The sequence below is a fragment of the Pseudomonas sp. LBUM1668 genome, from assembly GCF_059695715.1.
Window position 1 is genome coordinate 5,147,546 of the sequence record NZ_CP166787.1, and the last position, 20,096, is coordinate 5,167,641.

Annotated in this window: 18 protein-coding genes; 10 read left to right on the forward strand and 8 right to left on the reverse strand. The window is 59.7% G+C overall.

Annotated elements, in window-relative coordinates:
- Positions 1-184: 184 nt before the first annotated feature.
- The 4 genes from ACA061_RS23155 to ACA061_RS23170 all read left to right on the forward strand — a co-directional run bounded on the left by ACA061_RS23155 (position 185) and on the right by ACA061_RS23170 (position 4,127).
- The gene (locus ACA061_RS23155) at positions 185-1,480 is read left to right on the forward strand and encodes an NCS2 family permease (RefSeq protein ID WP_497300102.1); all 1,296 of its coding nucleotides are present in this window, start codon (positions 185-187) and stop codon (positions 1,478-1,480) included.
- A complete protein-coding gene (gene trmA, locus ACA061_RS23160) occupies positions 1,477-2,556 on the forward strand; it encodes a tRNA (uridine(54)-C5)-methyltransferase TrmA (protein ID WP_210554878.1) in 1,080 nt (359 codons plus the stop codon). The genes ACA061_RS23155 and trmA overlap by 4 nt, the downstream gene beginning before the upstream one ends.
- A 270-nt stretch (positions 2,557-2,826) precedes the next feature.
- Complete coding sequence (gene aroQ, locus ACA061_RS23165) at positions 2,827-3,276, forward strand: type II 3-dehydroquinate dehydratase (protein WP_042561186.1); 450 nt, start codon at positions 2,827-2,829, stop codon at positions 3,274-3,276.
- Positions 3,273-4,127, forward strand: a complete 855-nt coding sequence (locus tag ACA061_RS23170) for a shikimate dehydrogenase (protein ID WP_497300103.1) — start codon at positions 3,273-3,275, stop codon at positions 4,125-4,127. The genes aroQ and ACA061_RS23170 overlap by 4 nt, the downstream gene beginning before the upstream one ends.
- A gap of 76 nt (positions 4,128-4,203) precedes the next feature.
- Here ACA061_RS23170 and ACA061_RS23175 read toward each other — a convergent pair whose 3' ends face one another.
- Both ACA061_RS23175 and quiC read right to left on the reverse strand, forming a co-directional pair.
- Positions 4,204-4,881, reverse strand: coding sequence for a TetR/AcrR family transcriptional regulator (locus tag ACA061_RS23175; protein WP_497300104.1), 678 nt, complete (start codon positions 4,879-4,881; stop codon positions 4,204-4,206).
- 102 nt (positions 4,882-4,983) lie between these two features.
- Positions 4,984-6,885, reverse strand: coding sequence for a 3-dehydroshikimate dehydratase QuiC (gene quiC, locus ACA061_RS23180; protein ID WP_210701834.1), 1,902 nt, complete (start codon positions 6,883-6,885; stop codon positions 4,984-4,986).
- 360 nt (positions 6,886-7,245) lie between these two features.
- On the opposite strand from quiC, the gene ACA061_RS23185 reads away from it, so the two are divergent.
- The gene (locus ACA061_RS23185; protein ID WP_150602159.1) at positions 7,246-8,583 is read left to right on the forward strand and encodes an MFS transporter; all 1,338 of its coding nucleotides are present in this window, start codon (positions 7,246-7,248) and stop codon (positions 8,581-8,583) included.
- 108 nt (positions 8,584-8,691) lie between these two features.
- Here the strand turns inward: ACA061_RS23185 and ACA061_RS23190 are convergent, their stop codons facing one another.
- Positions 8,692-9,570, reverse strand: a complete 879-nt coding sequence (locus ACA061_RS23190; RefSeq protein WP_210701833.1) for a DMT family transporter — start codon at positions 9,568-9,570, stop codon at positions 8,692-8,694.
- A 320-nt stretch (positions 9,571-9,890) separates the two neighbouring features.
- Here ACA061_RS23190 and ACA061_RS23195 point away from each other — a divergent pair, with 320 nt between their 5' ends.
- The 3 genes from ACA061_RS23195 (at position 9,891) to ACA061_RS23205 (ending at position 12,706) form a co-directional block, all read left to right on the forward strand.
- Complete coding sequence (locus tag ACA061_RS23195; RefSeq protein WP_497300105.1) at positions 9,891-10,733, forward strand: neutral zinc metallopeptidase; 843 nt, start codon at positions 9,891-9,893, stop codon at positions 10,731-10,733.
- A gap of 134 nt (positions 10,734-10,867) precedes the next feature.
- Positions 10,868-11,755: a KPN_02809 family neutral zinc metallopeptidase gene (gene ypfJ / locus ACA061_RS23200; protein WP_150602156.1), complete on the forward strand. Its 888-nt coding sequence runs from the start codon at positions 10,868-10,870 to the stop codon at positions 11,753-11,755.
- The gene (locus ACA061_RS23205; protein ID WP_497300106.1) at positions 11,756-12,706 is read left to right on the forward strand and encodes an alpha/beta fold hydrolase; all 951 of its coding nucleotides are present in this window, start codon (positions 11,756-11,758) and stop codon (positions 12,704-12,706) included. It begins immediately after the preceding gene.
- A gap of 141 nt (positions 12,707-12,847) precedes the next feature.
- Here ACA061_RS23205 and ACA061_RS23210 read toward each other — a convergent pair whose 3' ends face one another.
- From ACA061_RS23210 to ACA061_RS23220, 3 genes are all read right to left on the reverse strand, one after another.
- The gene (locus tag ACA061_RS23210; protein ID WP_210554871.1) at positions 12,848-13,441 is read right to left on the reverse strand and encodes an HAD family hydrolase; all 594 of its coding nucleotides are present in this window, start codon (positions 13,439-13,441) and stop codon (positions 12,848-12,850) included.
- A complete protein-coding gene (gene tesB, locus ACA061_RS23215; RefSeq protein ID WP_150602153.1) occupies positions 13,438-14,307 on the reverse strand; it encodes an acyl-CoA thioesterase II in 870 nt (289 codons plus the stop codon). Before tesB ends, ACA061_RS23210 begins: the two co-directional genes overlap by 4 nt.
- 109 nt (positions 14,308-14,416) lie before the next feature.
- Positions 14,417-14,986, reverse strand: a complete 570-nt coding sequence (locus ACA061_RS23220) for a GNAT family N-acetyltransferase (RefSeq protein WP_150617331.1) — start codon at positions 14,984-14,986, stop codon at positions 14,417-14,419.
- A gap of 82 nt (positions 14,987-15,068) precedes the next feature.
- On the opposite strand from ACA061_RS23220, the gene ACA061_RS23225 reads away from it, so the two are divergent.
- Positions 15,069-15,989 carry a histone deacetylase family protein gene (locus ACA061_RS23225; protein ID WP_150617330.1) on the forward strand — a complete coding sequence of 307 codons (921 nt, stop codon included), beginning with the start codon at positions 15,069-15,071 and terminating at the stop codon, positions 15,987-15,989.
- Positions 15,990-16,246: 257 nt separating this feature from the next.
- Positions 16,247-17,488, forward strand: coding sequence for a TIGR03862 family flavoprotein (locus ACA061_RS23230; RefSeq protein WP_497300107.1), 1,242 nt, complete (start codon positions 16,247-16,249; stop codon positions 17,486-17,488).
- A 158-nt stretch (positions 17,489-17,646) separates the two neighbouring features.
- Here ACA061_RS23230 and rhlE1 read toward each other — a convergent pair whose 3' ends face one another.
- Positions 17,647-18,984, reverse strand: a complete 1,338-nt coding sequence (rhlE1, locus tag ACA061_RS23235) for an RNA helicase RhlE1 (protein ID WP_150602149.1) — start codon at positions 18,982-18,984, stop codon at positions 17,647-17,649.
- 65 nt (positions 18,985-19,049) lie between these two features.
- Entirely contained in the window at positions 19,050-19,985 is a 936-nt protein-coding gene (yedA, locus tag ACA061_RS23240) for a drug/metabolite exporter YedA (RefSeq protein WP_150602148.1), read from the reverse strand.
- Between the last annotated feature and the right edge of the window lie 111 nt (positions 19,986-20,096).

Sequence of the window (20,096 nt, forward strand, 5' to 3'; positions counted from 1 at the left end):
CCAGTTGACCACAGCGCAAAACTTCGCCGACGATCGACACCAACATCCGCCATATTCCTCACGCTGCTGGTATGATGCGCGGCTTTTTCCGGCCCACCATAATTTCCCAGGCGCTTGCTACGGTCTGTGCTTTGCTGTTGAGGTCGATACATTCACGGCGCCACGCGCGCCACGGGGAGCGGACATGCTGGAAAGGCTGTTTCAACTCAAGGCACACAACACCAACGTGCGGACCGAGATTCTGGCGGGCATCACGACTTTCCTGGCCATGGCCTACATTCTGTTCGTCAACCCGAGCATTCTCGGCGAGACCGGCATGGACAAGGGCGCGGTGTTCGTCGCCACGTGCCTGGCCGCGGCCATTGGCTCGACGGTCATGGGCCTGATCGCCAACTACCCGATCGCCCTCGCACCGGGCATGGGTCTGAACGCCTTCTTCACCTATACCGTCGTCCTGCACATGGGCCACACCTGGCAAGTGGCGCTGGGTGCGGTGTTCATTTCCGCGGTCCTGTTCTTCCTGTTGTCGATCTTCCGCATTCGCGAATGGATCATCAACAGCATCCCGCTGCCCCTGCGTTCAGCAATTGCTGCCGGTATCGGCCTGTTCCTGGCGCTGATCGCCTTGCACAACGCCGGCATCGTGGTCAGCAACCCGGCGACCATGGTCGGCCTCGGTGACCTGAAACAACCTGCACCAATCCTCGCCACCCTCGGCTTCGCCCTGATTGTTGCTCTCGAAGCGCTGAAAGTGCGCGGCGCGGTGCTGATCGGCATTCTGGCAGTGACCATTACCTCGATCGCCATGGGCTTCACCCCGTTCGGCGGCGTGACCTCGTTGCCACCTTCGCTGGCGCCGACCTTCCTGCAACTGGACATCAAAGGCGCGTTGGACATCGGTCTGGTCAGCGTGATCTTCGCTTTCCTGTTCGTCGACCTGTTCGACAACTCCGGCACCCTGATCGGCGTTGCCAAGCGTGCCGGCCTGATGGGCAAGGACGGCCACATGCCGAAAATGGGGCGCGCACTGATCGCCGACAGCACCGCGGCCATGGCCGGTTCGCTGCTGGGCACGTCGACCACCACCAGTTACATCGAATCCGCTGCTGGCGTAAGTGCTGGCGGCCGTACCGGCCTGACGGCCATCGTCGTGGCGATTCTGTTCCTGCTGGCGTTGTTCTTCTCGCCACTGGCGTCCAGCGTTCCGGCTTTCGCCACTGCACCGGCGCTGCTGTTCGTCGCCGTGTTGATGACTTCTGGCCTGGCGGAAATAGACTGGGATGACATCACCGTCGCCGCGCCTGTCGTTGTGACTGCGCTGGCCATGCCATTCACTTACTCGATCGCCAACGGCATCGCGTTTGGCTTCATCTCCTGGACCGCGATCAAGCTGCTGTCGGGCCGCGCTCGTGAGCTGAACCCGGCGCTGGTGATTCTGTCGATTCTGTTCGTGATCAAGTTGGGTTGGTTCAACGCATGACTTTCGATTCCAAAGCTTACGCCGAACAACTGGAAGCCAAGGTCACGCGCCTGCGTGATCTGCTGGCGCCGTTCGATGCACCCGAGCCGACCGTGTTCGACTCGCCGCTTGCGAACTTCCGCCTGCGTGCCGAATTCCGTCTGTGGCGCGAGGGCGGTGAGCGGCATTACGCAATGTTCTCCCAGGACGACAAGCGCACGCCGATCCTCATTGAAGAATTCCCGATTGCCAGCCTGCGCATCAACCAGTTGATGCCGCAATTGAAGGCTGCGTGGCAGGCCAGTTCGGCGTTGAGTCACAAGCTGTTCCAGGTGGAGTTCCTGACCACACTGGCCGGCGACGCAATGATCACCCTGTGCTACCACCGTCCGCTGGACGAGCATTGGCACGCGGCGGCGACCCGGTTGTCGGCGGATCTGGGCGTCAGCATCATTGGTCGCTCCAAGGGCAAACGCGAAGTCATCGGCCAGGATTATGTGGTCGAGCAACTTGAAGTCGGCGGCCGCACCTTCAGCTACCGCCAGCCGGAAGGCGCGTTCACCCAGCCTAACGGCACGGTGAACCAGAAGATGTTGAACTGGGCTTACGAAGCGCTGGGCGATCGCCCTGACGATCTGCTGGAGCTGTATTGCGGCAACGGCAACTTCACCCTGCCGCTGGCGACCCGCGTGCGTAAAGTACTGGCCACCGAAATCAGCAAGACGTCGGTCAACGCCGCGTTGAGCAACCTCAGCGAAAACGCTGTGGATAACGTCACGCTGGTACGTTTGTCCGCCGAAGAGCTGACCGAAGCGCTCAACGAAGTCCGTCCGTTCCGTCGCCTGCACGGTATCGACCTGAAAAGCTACGAGTTCGGTAGCGTATTCGTCGATCCACCGCGCGCCGGCATGGACCCGGACACTTGCGAACTGACCCGGCGTTTCGACAACATCCTGTACATCTCCTGCAACCCGGAAACCCTGGCGGCCAACATCGCCCAGTTGCACGACACGCACCGCATCACCCAGTGCGCGTTGTTCGACCAGTTCCCGTGGACGCATCACATGGAATCGGGTGTGCTGCTGACCCGGCGCTGATTGCAGATGCTGGATACAAGAAAGCCGTCGTGATGACGGCTTTTTTGTGGGTGCCTTAAAAGATCGCAGCCTGCGGCAGCTCCTACAGGGGGAGTGCGTTCAAAATGTAGGAGCTGCCGCAGGCTGCGATCTTTTGATCTGTGCGATCACCGAACAAAAAACCCAAAGCAACCAAGCGTTCAATTGACCCATGTAACCATCTAGTACATTTTATCTCCACAGGCCGAAACCCTCGGCCAAAGCCAAAAACAATAAGTGGAGTTTCCTCTCATGCCCCCTATCGTTCTGGTGCTTAACGGCCCGAACCTGAATCTGCTCGGCACCCGTGAGCCAGCAACTTACGGCCACGAAACCCTCGCTGACATCTCTGCCCTGTGCGGTCGTGCCGGTGAGGAGTTCGGCCTGACCGTGGAGTTTCGCCAGACCAATCACGAAGGCGAATTGCTCGACTGGATTCACGCCGCCCGTGGCCGTTGCGCCGGGATCGTGATCAATCCGGCGGCCTGGACGCACACCTCAGTGGCGATTCGTGATGCATTGGTGGCCAGCGAATTGCCAGTGATCGAAGTGCACCTGTCCAACGTCCACGCACGCGAGGCGTTCCGTCACCACTCCTTCGTTTCCGCCATCGCCACGGCAGTGATGTGCGGGTTTGGCAGCCATGGCTATCGTCTGGCCCTGGAACATTTCAGCCAGCGGCTGAAGGGATGCGCGGCATGATTCGCAAAAACGTAATACTGGCCGGGCTGATCGGCGCCGGCATTCAGGCCTCGCGTACGCCTGCGCTGCATGAACACGAAGGCGACGCACAGGGTCTGCGTTATCTGTACCGGTTGATCGACCTCGACCAACTGCACATGGATAGCAGCGCCCTGCCCGACTTGTTACTGGCTGCCGAGCGGATGAACTACACCGGTTTGAACATCACCTTCCCGTGCAAGCAAGCGATCATCCCGCTGCTCGACGAACTGTCTGACGAAGCGCGCGGCATCGGCGCGGTGAATACCGTGGTGCTCAAGGATGGCAAACGTGTCGGCCACAACACCGATTGCCTCGGGTTTGCCGAGGGTTTTCGCCGTGGTTTGAAGGACGCTGCCCGCGAGCGCGTCGTTCAGATGGGTGCCGGTGGCGCTGGCGCGGCAGTGGCCCACGCGCTGTTGAGCGAAGGCGTACAGCAACTGAGTATTTTCGACGTAGATCGTGACCGTGCCGAGAGTCTGGCAAATAACCTGAATCAGCATTTTGGTCCGGGTCGCGCGGTAGCTGGTCACGACTTGCCAAGCACACTGAATCAGGCTGACGGCCTGGTGAATACCACGCCAATGGGCATGGCCAAACTGCCGGGTATGCCGGTGCCGGTCGAGCTGTTGCGCAAGGAATTGTGGGTGGCGGAAATCGTCTATTTCCCGCTGGAAACCGAATTGTTGCGTAATGCCCGCGCATTGGGCTGCCGGACACTGGATGGCGGCAATATGGCGGTGTTTCAAGCGGTGAAGGCGTTTGAGTTGTTCAGCGGCGTGGTGCCGGATGCGCAGCGGATGCTGGCGCATTTTCAAAGCATGGACATTTAAAGATCAAAAGATCGCAGCCTTCGGCAGCTCCTACAAAACCTGTAGGAGTTGCCGAAGGCTGCGATCTTTTGATTTGTCAGGCCTGCAGATAGCGCAACACCGAATCGCAAATCATCTCGCGATGACGCTGCTTGATGCTTTCGTCCGGCAGATCAATCTGAAAAATCTCACTGAACGTGTGGCGGTTCGACACGCGATAAAAGCAGAACGAACTGATCAACAAATGCACATCCAGCGCATCGAGCTCGGCGCGGAATACACCCTCCTCGGCACCCCGGCGCAGAATCTCGCCGAGTGAATCGAGGATGGTGTTGTTCATCGCCTTGATCGCGTCGGATCGCTTCACGAACTCGGCGTTGTGGATGTTTTCGATGCACACGATGCGCACGAAATCGACGTTGCGGTCGTGATGATCGAAGGTGAACTCGACCAGCCGCCGAATCGCCACCACTGGCGGCAATTCAGCCAGGTGCAGACGGTTTTCCGTGTTACGGATATCGCCGTAAAGTTTTTCCAGCACCTCGACGTACAACTGCTCCTTGCTGCCGAAGTAGTAGTAGATCATGCGTTTGGAGGTGTGGATGCGCTCGGCAATCGCGTCGACGCGGGCACCGGACAATCCCTGCTGGACGAACTCGACGATCGCCTCCTGCAAGATGTTCTCACGGGTCTTTTCCGGGTTGTTCTTGCGACTTTTGCGCGGCTCTGCGGCGGACTCGACGGGGGCTGCGGAAAGTTCTGAATTTATTGTCATTGCGGGCTCACGGCCATCACTGCACAGGCTGGCGATTATGGGCCGAGCCGCACAGTGAAGGAAGCCGCGCGACCCGTGTTTAATCCCGCGTTTACGAATTACCTACAACTTCGCCTGACGCACCGCGCCACTGCGTGATTTGGCCATCGCGGCCAAACGCACCGCAACGTTCGCCGCACCATACCCGGCATAGCCATTTTTGCGCTGGATGATCTCGAAGAAGAAGCGCCCCTCAAACGGCTCGGTGTAGACGTGAAACAGCTCGCCACCCTGCGCATCGCGGTCATACAGCACGTTGTAATACGCCAGCTCACTGAGGAATTCGTCGTCGAAATCAAAACGCGCGGCGAGATCGTCGTAATAGTTGAGCGGGATATCCAGCAACGGCACCCCCGCCTCCTTGGCGCGACTGACTTCGGCGAAGATGTCATCACAATCGAAGGCGATGTGATGCACACCGGAACCGCGATAGCTCGACAGTGCGTGGGAAATCGCCGTGTTGCGGTTCTCGGAAATATTCAGCGGCAATCGGATCGAGCTGTCGCGACTGCGCAACGCGCGGCTCTTCACCAGACCATACGGGTCGGGCAGGACCACTTCGTCGTCGGCCTCGAAATCCAGCAGGCTTTTATAGAACAGCACCCAACTGTCGAGGCTGTCCGCCGGCAGTGCCATGGCCATGTGATCGATGCGCTTGAGGCCGCCACGTCCCGGTGTGTCGGGCAGCAGATTGAAGTCGGTGCCGTAGACATCCGCCTGTTCATCCACCAGATAAATCAGGCTGCCGTCCGGCGCGCGTACCGCCGCCAATTCCAGCTCGTTCGGCCCGACCAACCCGCGATAGGGCTGACCTTTATAAGCAACGGCACGGGCCAGTGCACTGGCGCTGTCCTTGACCCGCACGGCGGTGGCGCACAGCGATGGACCGTGGGCCTCGAAAAAACTGTGCGCAAACGAGTACGGCTCAGAATTGAGGATCAGGTTGATATCACCTTGACGCAGCAGGCTCACGCTTTTGGAGCGGTGCTGCCCGGCCTTGACGAAACCCAGGCGTTCCAGCCAGTTCGAGAGCTTGGCGCCGAGGCTTTCGTCGACGGCGAACTCAAGAAACTCGACGCCGTTGTACTCGCTGGCCTTGGGCGTTTCGAAGAGAATTTCGCGATTGGCAACGGGGGTCGCGTCCTGCTCCAGGCGCAGCCGAGTCTTCTCCTCCAGGTACAGCAATGAACGCAAACCGTCGGCCGCGTTAGCCCGTGGCGGCGCGGCACGGAAACCATCGTTGAAGATTTCCAGCGACAGCGGCCCGGTGTAACCGCTCTGAATAATCGGCGCAAGGAAGCCCGGCAGATCGAATTCACCCTGCCCCGGAAAACAGCGGAAATGTCGGCTCCACTCCAGCACATCCATTGCCAGGATCGGCGCATCAGCCATTTGCACGAAAAAGATCTTATCGCCGGGTATGTTGGCGATGGCAGACGGATCGCCTTTCAGCGACAAGGTATGGAAGCTGTCGAGCAACACGCCAAGGCTTGGGTGGTCGGCCTGACGCACGATATCCCAGACCTGTTGATAAGTGTTTACGTGTCGGCCCCACGCCAGCGCTTCATAACCGATGCGTAAACCGCGTGCCCCAGCGCGCTCCGCCAGAAGCCGCAGGTCATCTATCAGAATCTGCTGATCGCCAACGCTGTCGGCCGAGGCGTTACTGCACACCAGCACCAGGTCGGTACCCAGTTCCTGCATCAGATCGAACTTGCGTTCCGCCCGCTCCAGATTGCGCGCCAGCCGATCACGGCGGCAGCCTTCGAAATCCCGGAACGGCTGGAACAGGGTGATGGCGATGCCGAGATCGGCGCACATCTGTTTAATTTCCCGCGGGCTGCCGTCGTAGTACAGGAGGTCGTTTTCGAAAATCTCCACCCCGTCAAACCCGGCGGCGGCGATGGCCTCGAGTTTTTCCGGCAGGGTGCCGCTCAAGGAAACCGTGGCAATGGAACGCTGCATGTTTCTACTCCCGGACTGCGCCGCTTTATCCTTACTGTAGGGGCTGCCGAAGGCTGCGATCGTTTGATCTTGATTCCCAAAACAGCAAAATCAAAAGATCGCAGCCTTCGGCAGCTCCTACACGAGATGGTTTTTTATCGTGGGGAAATTATTGGCTGCATCACCTCGCGCAGCAATTTAAAGTGTACTACCCGGTTAGTTTTGCGGGCGATTATCGAACACAATGGCGGTTTGACGAATTGACGATTTTTCGTCCACTGCCCAACATCGACTGCACATTGAGTCCGGACATGAACCACCGGTCGCAGTGTTCGACAACAAAAGAACACCAAATAACAAATCCAAAAACGGGTGGAACACATGATTCCTTCACAGACTTCCCGCATGGCCCCGGCCATGAGCACTGCCAACGGTGGCATCGGCGACAAGATCCGCGGCGCCATGGCGGTCGGCAAAACCCGTTGGGGCATGCTGGCGCTGGTGTTTTTCGCCACCACCCTGAACTACATCGACCGCGCCGCCCTCGGCGTCATGCAACCGATCCTCGCCAAGGAAATGAGCTGGACGGCGATGGATTACGCCAACATCAACTTCTGGTTTCAGGTCGGCTACGCCATCGGTTTTGTCCTGCAAGGGCGGCTGATCGACCGGGTCGGCGTCAAGCGCGTGTTCTTCTGCGCCGTGCTGCTCTGGAGCCTGGCCACCGGCGCACACGGCCTGGCCACTTCGGCGGTGGGTTTCATGGTCTGCCGGTTTATTCTCGGTCTGACCGAGGCGGCGAATTACCCGGCCTGCGTGAAAACCACGCGCCTGTGGTTCCCCGCTGGTGAACGCGCCGTCGCCACCGGCATCTTCAACGCCGGCACCAATGTCGGCGCCATGTTCACGCCGATGTTGTTACCACTGGTTCTGCATGTGTGGGGCTGGCAGGCAGCGTTTCTGTGCATGGCGGCACTGGGCGGCATCTGGCTGGTGTTCTGGGGCTTGAAGTACTTCAACCCGGAAGACCACCCGAGCGTGAAACAGTCCGAACTGGATTACATCCAGCAGGAAGTCGAACCGGAACAGGCCCGCGTGCCGTTCTCGAAGATCCTGCGCATGCGTGGCACCTGGGCCTTCGCCCTCGCCTACTCGCTGACCGCGCCGGTTTTCTGGTTTTACCTGTACTGGCTGCCGCCGTTTCTCAATCAGCAATACAATCTGGGCATCAACGTGACCCAGATGGGTATTCCGTTGATCATCATCTACGTCACGGCCGACTTCGGCAGTGTCGGTGGCGGCATTCTGTCCTCGTTCCTGATCGGTCGCGGCATGAACTCGATCAAGGCGCGGTTGCTGTCGATGTTCCTGTTCGCCTGCTGCATCATCGGTGTGGTCATGGCCGCCGGTTCCGCCAATCTGTGGGTTGCTGTGGCTGCCATCTCCCTGGCGATCGGCGCGCATCAGGCCTGGACCGCGAACATCTGGAGCCTGGTGATGGACTACACGCCCAAGCACATGATGAGTACGGTGTTCGGCTTCGGCGGCATGTGCGCGGCGATCGGCGGGATGTTCATGACCCAGATCGTCGGCCACATCCTGACCGTGACGAATAACAACTACACCGTGCTGTTCACCCTGATTCCGGCGATGTATTTCCTCGCGCTGATCTGGATGTACTTCATGGCGCCGCGCAAGATTCCAACCATCACCGAGTGATCCAACCCCTGTAGGAGCTGCGGCACGCTGCGATCTTTTGATCTTTAACAACAAGATCAAAAGATCGCAGCGTGCCGCAGCTCCTACAGGGGTTTTGTGTCGCTACTTTCAGCGGCGGCTCTGCTGCCACGCTGCCGCCAAACCGCTGCAACAGATCACTGCAATACCGATCACCGTCAACCCACTCGGCGTGTGATTGAACAGCAGCCAGCCCAACAGCCCCGCAAACACAATCTGGCAATACCCGAACGGCGCCAGCAACGCCGGCGCGGCATGGCGGAATGCCTGGGTCAGGAACAGGTGCGCGGTCATCCCGCAACTGCCCAGCGCCAGCATCAGCCCGGCATGGGTCAACGTCGGCACCTGCCAGAAGAACGGCACCAGCGCACTCATCACCAACGTGTTGCACAACCCGGCGAAGAAGTTGCTGGTGGTCGGGCTGTCGACTTCGGCGAGCTTGCGAGTGAGCAACTGGTAGAAGCAAAAAAACAGTGCCGAGCACAGCGGCAGCAAAACAGCCGGTGTAAACAGTTCGCCACCGGGATGGACGATGATCAGTACGCCGATAAAACCGCAAATCACCGCGATCCATTGACTACGGGTCACTCGCTCCTTGAGCAGTGGCACCGACAACGCTGTCACCAGCACCGGCGCCAGAAAGTTCACCGCCGTGGCTTCTGCCAGCGGGATGTACATCAGCGCCGTGGTGAAGAACAGACTGGTGCCGAGCAGGCAAAGTGCGCGGATCAACTGCCACAAAGGCTTCTTGGTGCGCAGGACGCGCAACCCGGATTGCGGCAGAAAAATTCCCGCCATCAGCAGGGTGTGCACCACATAGCGCGCCCACACCACCATCACGATAGGATAAAACCCGGAGAGGTACTTCGACAGCGCGTCATGACTGGAGAACAGGAAGGTCGCCACGACGATCAGCATGATCCCTTTGAAGGGTTGGTTGACGCCGGATAACGGTGTACTGACGGTCATGAGCACTCCTTGTAAATACTGCGAAACAATCTAGAGCCGGGCGTCAGACTCTCACAGACAACATTCGAAATAGTGGGCGAACAGCGCACGGCATCGCCGGGAAACCTTAGAACACGAGCGCAAAACCGGTGCTGCCTGCTAGCCGAGTCTTTTATGACATAGGCAACTTCGACAAGTTAATACGGAAAAAAAGCACTTTGGTCTTTTTGGCTGGAATCGTCTTACGCGCTTTTACAGATTTGCCCTGCAAGCAATTGACCACCGCGGTTATTCATGGGCCTGGCGATTTCCGCCTGATCAACCTATGAGAGATACGCACAATGTTATGGAATAAACCAAAACCCAGCCAAAACGTGGACGACCAAAGGAAGGACAACCGGGTCCATAGCAAAACGGGGGCTCTGCTGACTGCAGGCCTGCTCGCCTCCATTGGAGCCGGCTCTGGCGTTTACTGGATGGGGGAGTCGGCAAAAGACCCAGCACCGGTCGCCTCGACGAAGGGCGAGATTGATGCGGTGTTCTTACCTTATGCCAAAGACGATCCGCATCGCTCTTTCGTGGAGGCGGTGCTGGGAAGTACCGAAGAGATATGGAGTGAGCTTTTGGCAAATCACGGGAAACTATATTCGCCGCCAACTCTGGTTCTGTATGACGTAGATACTTCGACGACCTGCGGTGTATTGCGCACAGGTGTGGACGGCCCGATGTATTGCCCACCCGATCAAAAAATCTTTATCAACCTCGACTCCCTCGCACGACAGGCGGCCATCTCTTCGACCGTCAGCGATTTCGCCCAGGCGTACGTCATCGCCCATGAGGTCGCGCACCACGTCCAGAGCCTATCAGGACACTTGAAGAAAATTCAGGACGCCGATGACAGAGGTGAATCCATCGCCGGAGAAAACGGTCTCAGTGTCCGCGCGGAGTTGCAGGCAGACTGCCTGGCGGGGGCCTGGGCTCGCGCTGCACAAGAGAAGTTCAACTGGCTGGAACCGGGAGATATCGAGGAAGCCCTGACGGTTGCGCGCGCGTTAGGTGACGACAGACACGGAGTTGCCCCGAAGCACTACACCCATGGCACATCCGAACAGCGAGTCAAATGGTTTAAAACCGGCTTTGACAGGAATGGAGAATGCGCAACTATTGATAGCGCGACGTTATAGTGCCAATTCCGTACATGAGTCCGGATTTACACGACGATAGAACCGCCGGGCCAACCCGGGTGTCTGACGACCGGACTGGCGCCATACTCACGCACCAGCAACACTCATCATCACGTTCAATAGAGGATTCCCACATGCTATGGAAAAAAGGCCGACGCAGTGACAACGTCGTCGATGCCCGTGGTGATGATGCCGGCGGTGGCGGTGGCATGCGCTTTGGCGGCGGCAAGGGCCTGAGCATCGGGGCGATTCTGCTGATCGTCGGCATCGGCTGGATCACCGGGCAAGACCCGCTGCAGATCCTCGGCCAGCTCACCGGGCAAATGTCCGAACAACCGGCAGCCACTTCGCAGACCCGCCAGGCACCGCCGGCCAACGATGAACAGGCAGAGTTCGTGCGCTCGATCCTCGGTGACACCGAAGACACCTGGGGCACGATTTTCCAGCAGGCTGGCCGGCAATATAAGGATCCGACTCTGGTGCTGTTCAGCAACCGGGTCAACTCCGCGTGCGGCCTGGCCACCTCGGCCACCGGCCCGTTCTACTGCCCGGCCGACCAGAAAGTCTATCTGGACATGGCGTTCTTCCAGGAAATGTCGCAACGCTTCAAGGCCGCCGGCGACTTCGCCCAGGCCTACGTGATCGCTCACGAAGTCGGACATCACGTGCAGACGCTTCTCGGTGTCTCGGCGAAAATTCAGACAGCCCGTCAGCAAGGTCGGCAGATGGAAGGTGACGGTGGCTTGCTGGTGCGTCAGGAACTGCAGGCCGATTGTCTGGCCGGCGTCTGGGCCTACAGCGCGCAGAAGCGCCTGAACTGGCTGGAACCGGGTGACATTGAAGAAGCCATGAACGCGGCCAACGCCATCGGTGATGATCGCTTGCAACAACAGGGTCAGGGCCGTGTGGTGCCGGACTCGTTCACTCACGGTACGTCGGCGCAAAGGGTGCGCTGGTTCAAAACCGGATTCGCGCAGGGCCAGGTCAGCCAGTGCGACACCTTTGCGGCGAAAAACCTGTAAATGCATAAATGGCTTTTGGCTTTACTGATCGTCGGCAGCACCGCGCAAGCGGCTGCCGTCGACGCGATCAGCCCCGGGCGATTGCAACTCAAGGCCGGGGAAATGGCGGTGGGTATCGGCCCTGCGCCGGAGAAAATCGAGCGTGTGCTGATCGTCATTCACGGTCGCCTGCGCAACGCCGAGACCTATCGCAAGAGCGCCGAAAGCGCAGCTGAACTGGCGGGGCAAACCGCGCACACGCTGGTGATCGCCCCGCAGTTTCTCAATGAAAGTGACGTGCCCTTGTACTCTTTGCCCGCGACGGTGTTGCGCTGGAAAGGCAACGAGTGGATGGGCGGCGGTTTATCCACAGGTCCGAATCCGTTGAGCTCCTATGCGGCGCTGGACGAAATCGTCGCCCGCATCACCGATCGCAAACAGTTTCCGGACGTCAAGCAGATCGTGATTTTTGGCCATTCCGGCGGAGGCCAGGTGGTGCAGCGTTATGCCCTGCTCGCCAAGGATCAGCCTGCGCTCAAGGCCAACGGCATTCGCCTGCGTTACGTGGTGGCGAATCCTTCTTCTTACGCCTATTTCAATGAACAGCGGCCCGTGGCATTCGATCACGCGCAATGTCCGGGCTTCAATCGCTGGAAGTACGGTCTGTCAGACATGCCGGTGTATGCCGGTGGGCAAACGCCGCTGCAGCTTGAAAGCAGTTACATCAAACGTGAGGTGATTTATCTGCTCGGCCAGCAGGACATCGACCCACAGCATCCGGCGCTGGACAAGAGTTGCTCGGCAAAAGCGCAGGGGGCGTATCGCCTGCAGCGGGGCAAGCTGTTTTTCGGTTACTTGCTGCGCCGCCATCCGGAAGGGGTGAATCAGCGCCTGGTTGAGGTGCCGGGGGTGGGGCATAACGGCGATGAGATGCTGACGTCGCCGGAGGGGCAGAAAGCGTTGTTCGAGTAAGTCCTGTATTGAATGATCTGGCGCCATCGCTGGCAAGCCAGCTCCCACAGTGGGTTGTGTCGGACACACATTTTGCATCCGCTGAAAATCCCTGTGGGAGCTGGCTTGCCAGCGATGAGGCCAGATCAAACAACCGGGATATCAGGTGAGCAACATCCGCCGCAACTCGACACAATCCTGCGCATGCCAATCCGTCAGTTCCGGCCACGGGTTATCCGGCAGATTGACCAGCACCGTGCGTGCGCCCGCCGCACGGCCGCAATCCAGATCAAAGCGGTAGTCGCCGACCATCACCATCTCACTGGCCGGCACATTCCACGCCTCGGCCAGTTTCAGCAAACCACCCGGGTGCGGCTTCGGTGGTGCTTCATCACGGCCCAGCACATCGTCGACGGCAAAGCAGTCAGCCAGGCCGATTGCCTCCAGCGTCACATGCGCCAGTTCGCGTGCATTGCGGGTCAGAATGCCGAGGCGATAACCGCGCGAATGCAGATCACGCACCAGCTCCACTGCCCCCGTCGCCGGGGTTGAACCCAATGCCAGATCGCGCTCGTGCTCGAGCAGCCACGCATGCTTTGCCGCCGCTTCATCGGCCGGCAATGCGGCGAGATGGGTGAGGATGTCGTCTTCGGGCGGAATCGCCAGCGCCACGCGAATCGCCGCGAAGTCATGCACCGCGACGGTCAGGGTGCCGTCCATGTCGAACACCCAATGACGGACTTCGGCCAGGCTCATGCCCAATCCTTGCGATGCCGAATCAGGCCTTCCTGGGTGACCGAAGCAACCAGTTGCCCGGCACGGTTGAACACGCTGCCACGGGAGAATCCGCGCGAGTTGCCGGCCCACGGACTGTCCATCGCATAGAGCAACCAGTCATCGGCACGCAGGTCATTGTGGAACCACAGCGCGTGATCAAGGCTGGCGACCTGCATGTCTTTCTGCCAGACCGATTTGCCGTGAGGCAGCATCGAGGTGGTCAGCAGACCGAAGTCCGAGGCATAGGCCAGCAGGTATTTGTGCAGCGCCGGAATGTCGGCCAACGCACCGTCGGCGCGAAACCACACGTATTTCACCGGATCCGCCGGCTGCGGGTTATACGGGTCTTTTTCGGTGACCGGGCGCACTTCGATCGGTTTCGGACACAAGAGTTTTTCGCGCATGTGCTCGGGGATCAGGTGCGCACGTTGCTGAGTCAGCTCCAGCTCCGACGGCAAGTTTTCCGGGCCGACCACGACTGGCATCTGGGTCTGGTGCTCGAAGCCTTCTTCGTCGTACTGAAACGAAGCGCTGCACGTGAAGATCGGATGGCCCTTCTGGATTGCCGTCACACGACGAGTACTGAAGCTGCCGCCATCGCGCACGCGATCAACCGAATAGACCACCGGCAACTTGGCATCGCCCGGACGCAGAAAATAGCCGTGCATCGAATGCACATGGCGGGTTTCTTCAACGGTCTGACTGGCCGCCGACAGCGACTGGCCGAGCACCTGACCACCGAACAACTGACGGAAACCCAAGTCCTGGCTGCGGCCACGGAAGAGGTTTTCTTCGATCGGTTCCAGGGTCAGCAAATCGACCAGATCTTCCAACACTTGGCTCATTCAGGCTCTCCTCACACAAAGCTATACCGCGCAGTCTTGGCTACGGCGGTCGATTCAGATTCTGGCGCAGGCCAATGATTTGGCGGCCATTGTAAACGTCCGTGTCGGCTTATCCATGCAAGGTTTGCAGCCATTGTTCCCGGGTGATGCGATACAGCACATGCCTTCTTAACGGGTGATCGGCAGCGAGTTTCGGATGATCAAAGTCATCGGCCGGCGCGTGATGCATGCCTATCGCCTGCATGACTTTCTCCGAAGGGAGATTGCTTTGTGCGGTGAAAGACACGATCTCTTTCAAGGCCAATCGATCAAAGCCGCAGCGCAGAGCGGTCCACGCCGCTTCACTGGCGTAACCCAGGCCCCAATGTTCCTTGGCCAGACGCCAGCCGATTTCCACTGCCGGCGTGAATGACGCGTCGAAACCGACGACACCCAGCCCGGTGAAACCGATGAACTCGCCGCTGTCCTTGCGCTCCAGCGCCCACAAACCGTAGCCATGCTCGGCAAAATGTCCGCGTACCCGGCCGATCAGCGCGGCACTTTCCAGTCGGCTCAAGGGTGCCGGAAAGTAGCGCATGACCTGAGGATCGGCACACATCGCCGCAAATGCCGGCAAATCCTCGTCCTGCCACTGACGCATCAGCAGGCGTGCGCTTTCCAGTTGCAGTATCGGCTCCATCGTGCCCCTCCGTTTCCATGCCGCAAGTCTACATCGCTGGTAGGATCCTTCACTCTTTCCAACGTTCCCACGCGAAAAAGCCATGCCATTGCCGCTGATCTACCACGAAGACTACAGCCCCGAGTTCCCAGCGGATCACCGCTTTCCCATGGACAAGTTTCGTCTGTTGCGCGATCACCTGGTCGACAGCGGCCTGACCCGTGACGCCGATCTGTTGCGCCCCGAGATCTGTCCCAACGACATCCTCGCGCTGGCGCATGACCGTAGCTATATCGAACGCTACATGAGCGGCGAGTTGTCTCGCGAGGACCAGCGGCGCCTCGGCCTGCCGTGGAACGAAGCACTGGCGCGGCGCACGGTGCGGGCGGTCGGCGGTTCGATTCTGGCGGCGGAAAAAGCCCTGGAACATGGCTTGGCTTGTCATCTGGCGGGTGGCACCCATCACGCGCATTACGACTACCCGGCCGGGTTCTGCATCTTCAATGACCTGGCGATCATCAGCCAATACCTGCTGCAAAGCGGCCGGGTCAATCGCGTGCTGATCTTCGATTGCGATGTGCATCAGGGCGACGGCACCGCGCGCATCCTGCACGACACACCGGAGGCGATTACCGTTTCCCTGCACTGCGAGAAGAATTTTCCTGCACGCAAAGCCGAAAGTGACTGGGACATTCCGCTGCCCAAAGGCATGGGCGATGCCGATTATTTGAAAGTAGTCGACGACACGCTCAACTATTTGCTGCCGCTGTATCAACCGGATCTGGTGTTGTATGACGCCGGCGTCGACGTGCACAAGGACGACGCCCTGGGCTATCTGCAACTGACCGACGAAGGTGTCGCCGCCCGCGATGAAAGCGTGATGCGCCATTGTCTGGGCCGCGACATCCCGGTGGTCGGCGTGATCGGCGGCGGCTACAGCAAGGATCGCCACGCCCTCGCCCGCCGCCACGGCATTCTTCATCACAGCGCGCAGCGGGTCTGGACGTCACACGGTTGTCATTGAGCTGTGCTGCGTTACCCACAATCGCTGTGGAACTGCCTGTGGATAACCTGAGTGAAAGGGACTACAGGCCACAGCGAACATAGCGTACAGCGCACTGATCACTTTTCAACCAGAACCCTGTAGGAGCTGCCGAAGGCTGCGATCTTTTGCACTTGGCCCTAAAAATCAACAGCAAAAGATCGCAGCCTTCGGCAGCTCCTACAAAGATCCCGGCTGTTAGAATGCGCGCCTTATCCCGCCATACCGCAGCGCACGCCATGACTCAGAACACCGCCTCCTCCCCCGCTCACGTTGCCATCATCGGCGGTGGACCTGCCGGCCTGATGGCCGCCGAAGTGCTGAGCCAGGCCGGAGTACGCGTCGATTTGTACGACGGCATGCCCTCGGTGGGCCGCAAGTTCCTGCTGGCCGGGGTCGGCGGCATGAACATCACCCATTCCGAAGCCTACCCGGCGTTCCTTTCGCGCTACGCCGAACGTGCGCCGCAAATCGCCCCATTGCTGCGCAGCTTCGATGCCGATGCGTTGTGCCGCTGGATTCACGATCTGGGCATCGAAACCTTCATCGGCAGCTCCGGCCGTGTATTCCCCACCGACATGAAAGCCGCCCCGTTGCTGCGCGCCTGGCTCAAGCGTCTGCGCGACAGCGGCGTAGTTATCCACACCCGCCATCGCTGGCTCGGCTGGGATGAACACGGCGCGTTGCGCATCGACAGCCCGGAAGGCGAGAAAACCCTCAAACCCGACGCCACCCTGCTCGCCCTCGGCGGCGGCAGTTGGTCGCGCCTCGGTTCCGACGGTGCCTGGATGCTGGCGCTGGAACAGCGCGGTGTAGGACTGGCGCCATTGCAGCCAAGTAACTGCGGCTTCGAGGTGCAGGCATGGAGCGAATTGCTTGTAAGCAAATTCGCCGGCGCGCCGCTGAAAAATATCGCCATCGGCTTGAACGACGACATTCCCCGCTTGGGCGAATGCGTGATCACCGCGACCGGCATTGAAGGAAGTTTGATCTACGCGTTGTCGGCACCGATGCGTGAGGCGATCAACGCGCACGGCTCAGCGACCATTCACATTGACCTGCTGCCGGGCCGGCCTGTGGATAAAATCCAGGCTGCGTTGAGCAAACCGCGTGGCTCGCGCTCGATGGCCAAGCACTTGCACAGTCAGGTCGGGATTGATGGGGTGAAAGCGGCGCTGCTGCGTGAATTGACTGACGCTGCAGCATTCGCCGATCCGGCGTTGTTGGCCCGGGCGATCAAGGCATTGCCACTGACCGTGGTGAAAACCCGTCCGTTGGATGAAGCGATCAGCAGTGCGGGTGGCGTGACGTTCGAGGCGATGGATGAGCGACTGATGCTCAAGGCATTGCCGGGAGTTTTCTGCGCGGGCGAGATGCTGGATTGGGAAGCGCCGACGGGCGGGTATTTGCTGACGGGGTGTTTTGCCAGTGGACGGGCTGCGGGGTTGGGGATGGTGGAGTGGTTGCAGCGTCAGGACTGAAGACAGCACAAAACCTTTAGCAGCTGTCGAGTGAAACGAGGCTGCGATCTTTTGATCTTTCTTGAAGCAAGATCAAAAGATCGCAGCGTGCCGCAGCTCCTACGGGGGTATCGCGCTGCGTCGAAGTGATTGGGCCTGCCTGACAGGCTCCGCGACTTTTAAGGCTTACGCTTACGCGGCCCAGTGTTAAACACCGGCACCTTGCGCACAGGCTTGATCGAAGGCTCCGGCGCCTGAGTCTCGCCGCTATCGACCCACTTACCGAGATTGCGCTTGCCGCCACCGCCGGAGGTTTTCGGCTTTTTCGGTTTCTTCGGCTTCTTGATCACCTGACCGCTGGCATCGGTATCCGGCACACGGTGCTCAGGCTCGAAATCCGGCTCGTTCTGACGCTTCAACGTCTGACGCGTGAGCATTTCAATCGCCGACAGCATGTTCACTTCGTCCGCGCACACCAGCGAAATCGCCTCGCCGGTCGCACCCGCACGGCCAGTACGGCCGATCCGGTGAATGTAATCCTCGGCGACAATCGGCAGGTCGAAGTTGATCACCAGCGGCAGATCTTCGATATCCAGACCACGGGCCGCGACATCGGTGGCCACCAGAATCTGCACTTCGCTGAGTTTGAAACGATCCAGCGCACGCTGACGGGTCGCTTGCGGTTTATCACCGTGGATACCGTCCGCGTTGACGCCCAGCCCTTGGAGTTTTTCCACCAGTGCATCGACGCCGTTGCGGGTCTTGGCGAATACCAGCACTTGCTTCCACTTGTTCTTGCGCATCAAGTGCACGAACAGTTCAGCCTTGCGCTTCTTGTCGACCGTTACCACCCACTGCTTGACGGTGTTGGCCGCAACGTTGCGCGGGCTGACTTCAACGCTCAGCGGATCGTTGAGCATCTGCCCGGCCAGCAGGCGGATGTCATCAGAGAAGGTCGCGGAGAACAGCAGGGTCTGGCGCTTTTTCGGCAGCATGCGGTAAATGTTCGCCAGTTCTTCGGAGAAGCCCAGGTCGAGCATACGATCGGCTTCATCCAGCACCAGAGTCTGCAACTGATCGAGTTTCAGCGCGTTCTGGCGGAACAGGTCGATCAGACGACCGGGCGTGGCGACCAGCACATCGACGCCGCCGCGCAGCTTCATCATTTGCGGATTGATGCTGACACCGCCGTACACCGCGTAAGTGCGCAATGGCAGGTTCTCGGCGTACTGACGCACGGCTTCGTGAACCTGCTCGGCCAGCTCGCGGGTCGGCACCAGAATCAGCGCACGCGCCGAGTTGGCCGCGACTTTCGGCCCTTCCATGGCCAGCAACTGCAGCAGCGGCAAGGCGAAACCGGCAGTCTTGCCGGTGCCGGTCTGGGCGGCAGCCATCAGGTCACGACCGGCCAGCACGGCCGGAATGGCTTGCGCCTGAACCGGCGTCGGGGTCTGGTAGCCGAGCGTCTCGAGGGAGCGCAGCAAGGGTTCGATCAGGCCAAGAGAGGCGAAAGTCATGGGAGTACCGTAGGAAAATTCAGCGCAATTGTGCGACACGAGTGTGCAATGCCGCGCAGTTTACCCTAATTCGTACGCTGTTCCGCGGGAACGGCTGTCGGCGCTGCGACTGGCGGCAGTACTGGCCGGCGCCACTGCGGCAAGCCAATCAACACCACAGCGCTGATGATCACCAGCATCGCCAGCGCCTCTTCGATACCAATAGTCTCGCCAACAAACACGATCCCGAGCAACACCGCTACCGCCGGGTTGACGTAGGCATAACTGGTCGCCGCCGCCGGGCGCACGTGCTTGAGCAGGTACATGTAGGAATTGAAGGCGATGATCGAGCCGAAGAAAATCAGATACGCCAGCGCCAGCCATCCTTCAATCGGCGGCAGCGCTTGCAGGCGTTCGCCGCTCAGCGCACTGCCGATCAGCAGCACCACACCGCCAACCAGCATTTCCACGGCACTGGCCATCGCCCCCTGCGGCAGCGGCAGATGCCGGCTCCACACCGAACCGAAAGCCCAGGCCGCCGCAGCAAAAATCAGCAACGCGGCACCCAGCGGACTCGATTGCAGATTGGACCCCATGTTGAGCATGGCGATGCCGACAATGCCTAAACCCACCCCGGCCCACTCGAGACGAGTATTACGTGCGCCCCAGAAATAGCCGAAGAGCAAGGTGAACAACGGCACCGTCGCCACCGCCAACGCGGCCACGCCCGAGGCCACCCCCGAGTGCTCGGCCACACTCACCGCACCGTTACCGAAGCTGAGCAGCAAAATCCCGATGATCCCCGCCGCTTTCCACTGCGCCCACGTCGGCGCCGGTGCCCCGCGCCAGCGCAGGAACCCGTACATCAACGCGCCGGCAATCACAAAACGCACGCCGCCGAGCATCAGCGGCGGCCAGTATTCGACGCCAATGCGGATCACCAGATAGGTCGATCCCCAAATCACATACAACGCAAAAAACGCGGCGATCAGCGGCAAGGAAAAACGGCGCAGGGCAGACATGAGCAACTCGACAGTCAGAGTCAGGAGACTGGATATTCTAGAAAGGCCAGCAGGCAAAAATAAGCTACAAAACCTGTTTATCGCGCCGGTACACTTTGGAAATCACGGAGA

What these genes read in the sequence shown, in the direction of transcription:
- ACA061_RS23155 (WP_497300102.1), top strand. Translation starts at nt 185, where the DNA reads ATGCTGGAAAGGCTGTTTCAACTCAAGGCACACAACACCAACGTGCGG.
- trmA (WP_210554878.1), top strand. Translation starts at nt 1,477, where the DNA reads ATGACTTTCGATTCCAAAGCTTACGCCGAACAACTGGAAGCCAAGGTC.
- aroQ (WP_042561186.1), top strand. Translation starts at nt 2,827, where the DNA reads ATGCCCCCTATCGTTCTGGTGCTTAACGGCCCGAACCTGAATCTGCTC.
- ACA061_RS23170 (WP_497300103.1), top strand. Translation starts at nt 3,273, where the DNA reads ATGATTCGCAAAAACGTAATACTGGCCGGGCTGATCGGCGCCGGCATT.
- ACA061_RS23175 (WP_497300104.1), bottom strand. Translation starts at nt 4,881, where the DNA reads ATGACAATAAATTCAGAACTTTCCGCAGCCCCCGTCGAGTCCGCCGCA.
- quiC (WP_210701834.1), bottom strand. Translation starts at nt 6,885, where the DNA reads ATGCAGCGTTCCATTGCCACGGTTTCCTTGAGCGGCACCCTGCCGGAA.
- ACA061_RS23185 (WP_150602159.1), top strand. Translation starts at nt 7,246, where the DNA reads ATGATTCCTTCACAGACTTCCCGCATGGCCCCGGCCATGAGCACTGCC.
- ACA061_RS23190 (WP_210701833.1), bottom strand. Translation starts at nt 9,570, where the DNA reads ATGACCGTCAGTACACCGTTATCCGGCGTCAACCAACCCTTCAAAGGG.
- ACA061_RS23195 (WP_497300105.1), top strand. Translation starts at nt 9,891, where the DNA reads ATGTTATGGAATAAACCAAAACCCAGCCAAAACGTGGACGACCAAAGG.
- ypfJ (WP_150602156.1), top strand. Translation starts at nt 10,868, where the DNA reads ATGCTATGGAAAAAAGGCCGACGCAGTGACAACGTCGTCGATGCCCGT.
- ACA061_RS23205 (WP_497300106.1), top strand. Translation starts at nt 11,756, where the DNA reads ATGCATAAATGGCTTTTGGCTTTACTGATCGTCGGCAGCACCGCGCAA.
- ACA061_RS23210 (WP_210554871.1), bottom strand. Translation starts at nt 13,441, where the DNA reads ATGAGCCTGGCCGAAGTCCGTCATTGGGTGTTCGACATGGACGGCACC.
- tesB (WP_150602153.1), bottom strand. Translation starts at nt 14,307, where the DNA reads ATGAGCCAAGTGTTGGAAGATCTGGTCGATTTGCTGACCCTGGAACCG.
- ACA061_RS23220 (WP_150617331.1), bottom strand. Translation starts at nt 14,986, where the DNA reads ATGGAGCCGATACTGCAACTGGAAAGCGCACGCCTGCTGATGCGTCAG.
- ACA061_RS23225 (WP_150617330.1), top strand. Translation starts at nt 15,069, where the DNA reads ATGCCATTGCCGCTGATCTACCACGAAGACTACAGCCCCGAGTTCCCA.
- ACA061_RS23230 (WP_497300107.1), top strand. Translation starts at nt 16,247, where the DNA reads ATGACTCAGAACACCGCCTCCTCCCCCGCTCACGTTGCCATCATCGGC.
- rhlE1 (WP_150602149.1), bottom strand. Translation starts at nt 18,984, where the DNA reads ATGACTTTCGCCTCTCTTGGCCTGATCGAACCCTTGCTGCGCTCCCTC.
- yedA (WP_150602148.1), bottom strand. Translation starts at nt 19,985, where the DNA reads ATGTCTGCCCTGCGCCGTTTTTCCTTGCCGCTGATCGCCGCGTTTTTT.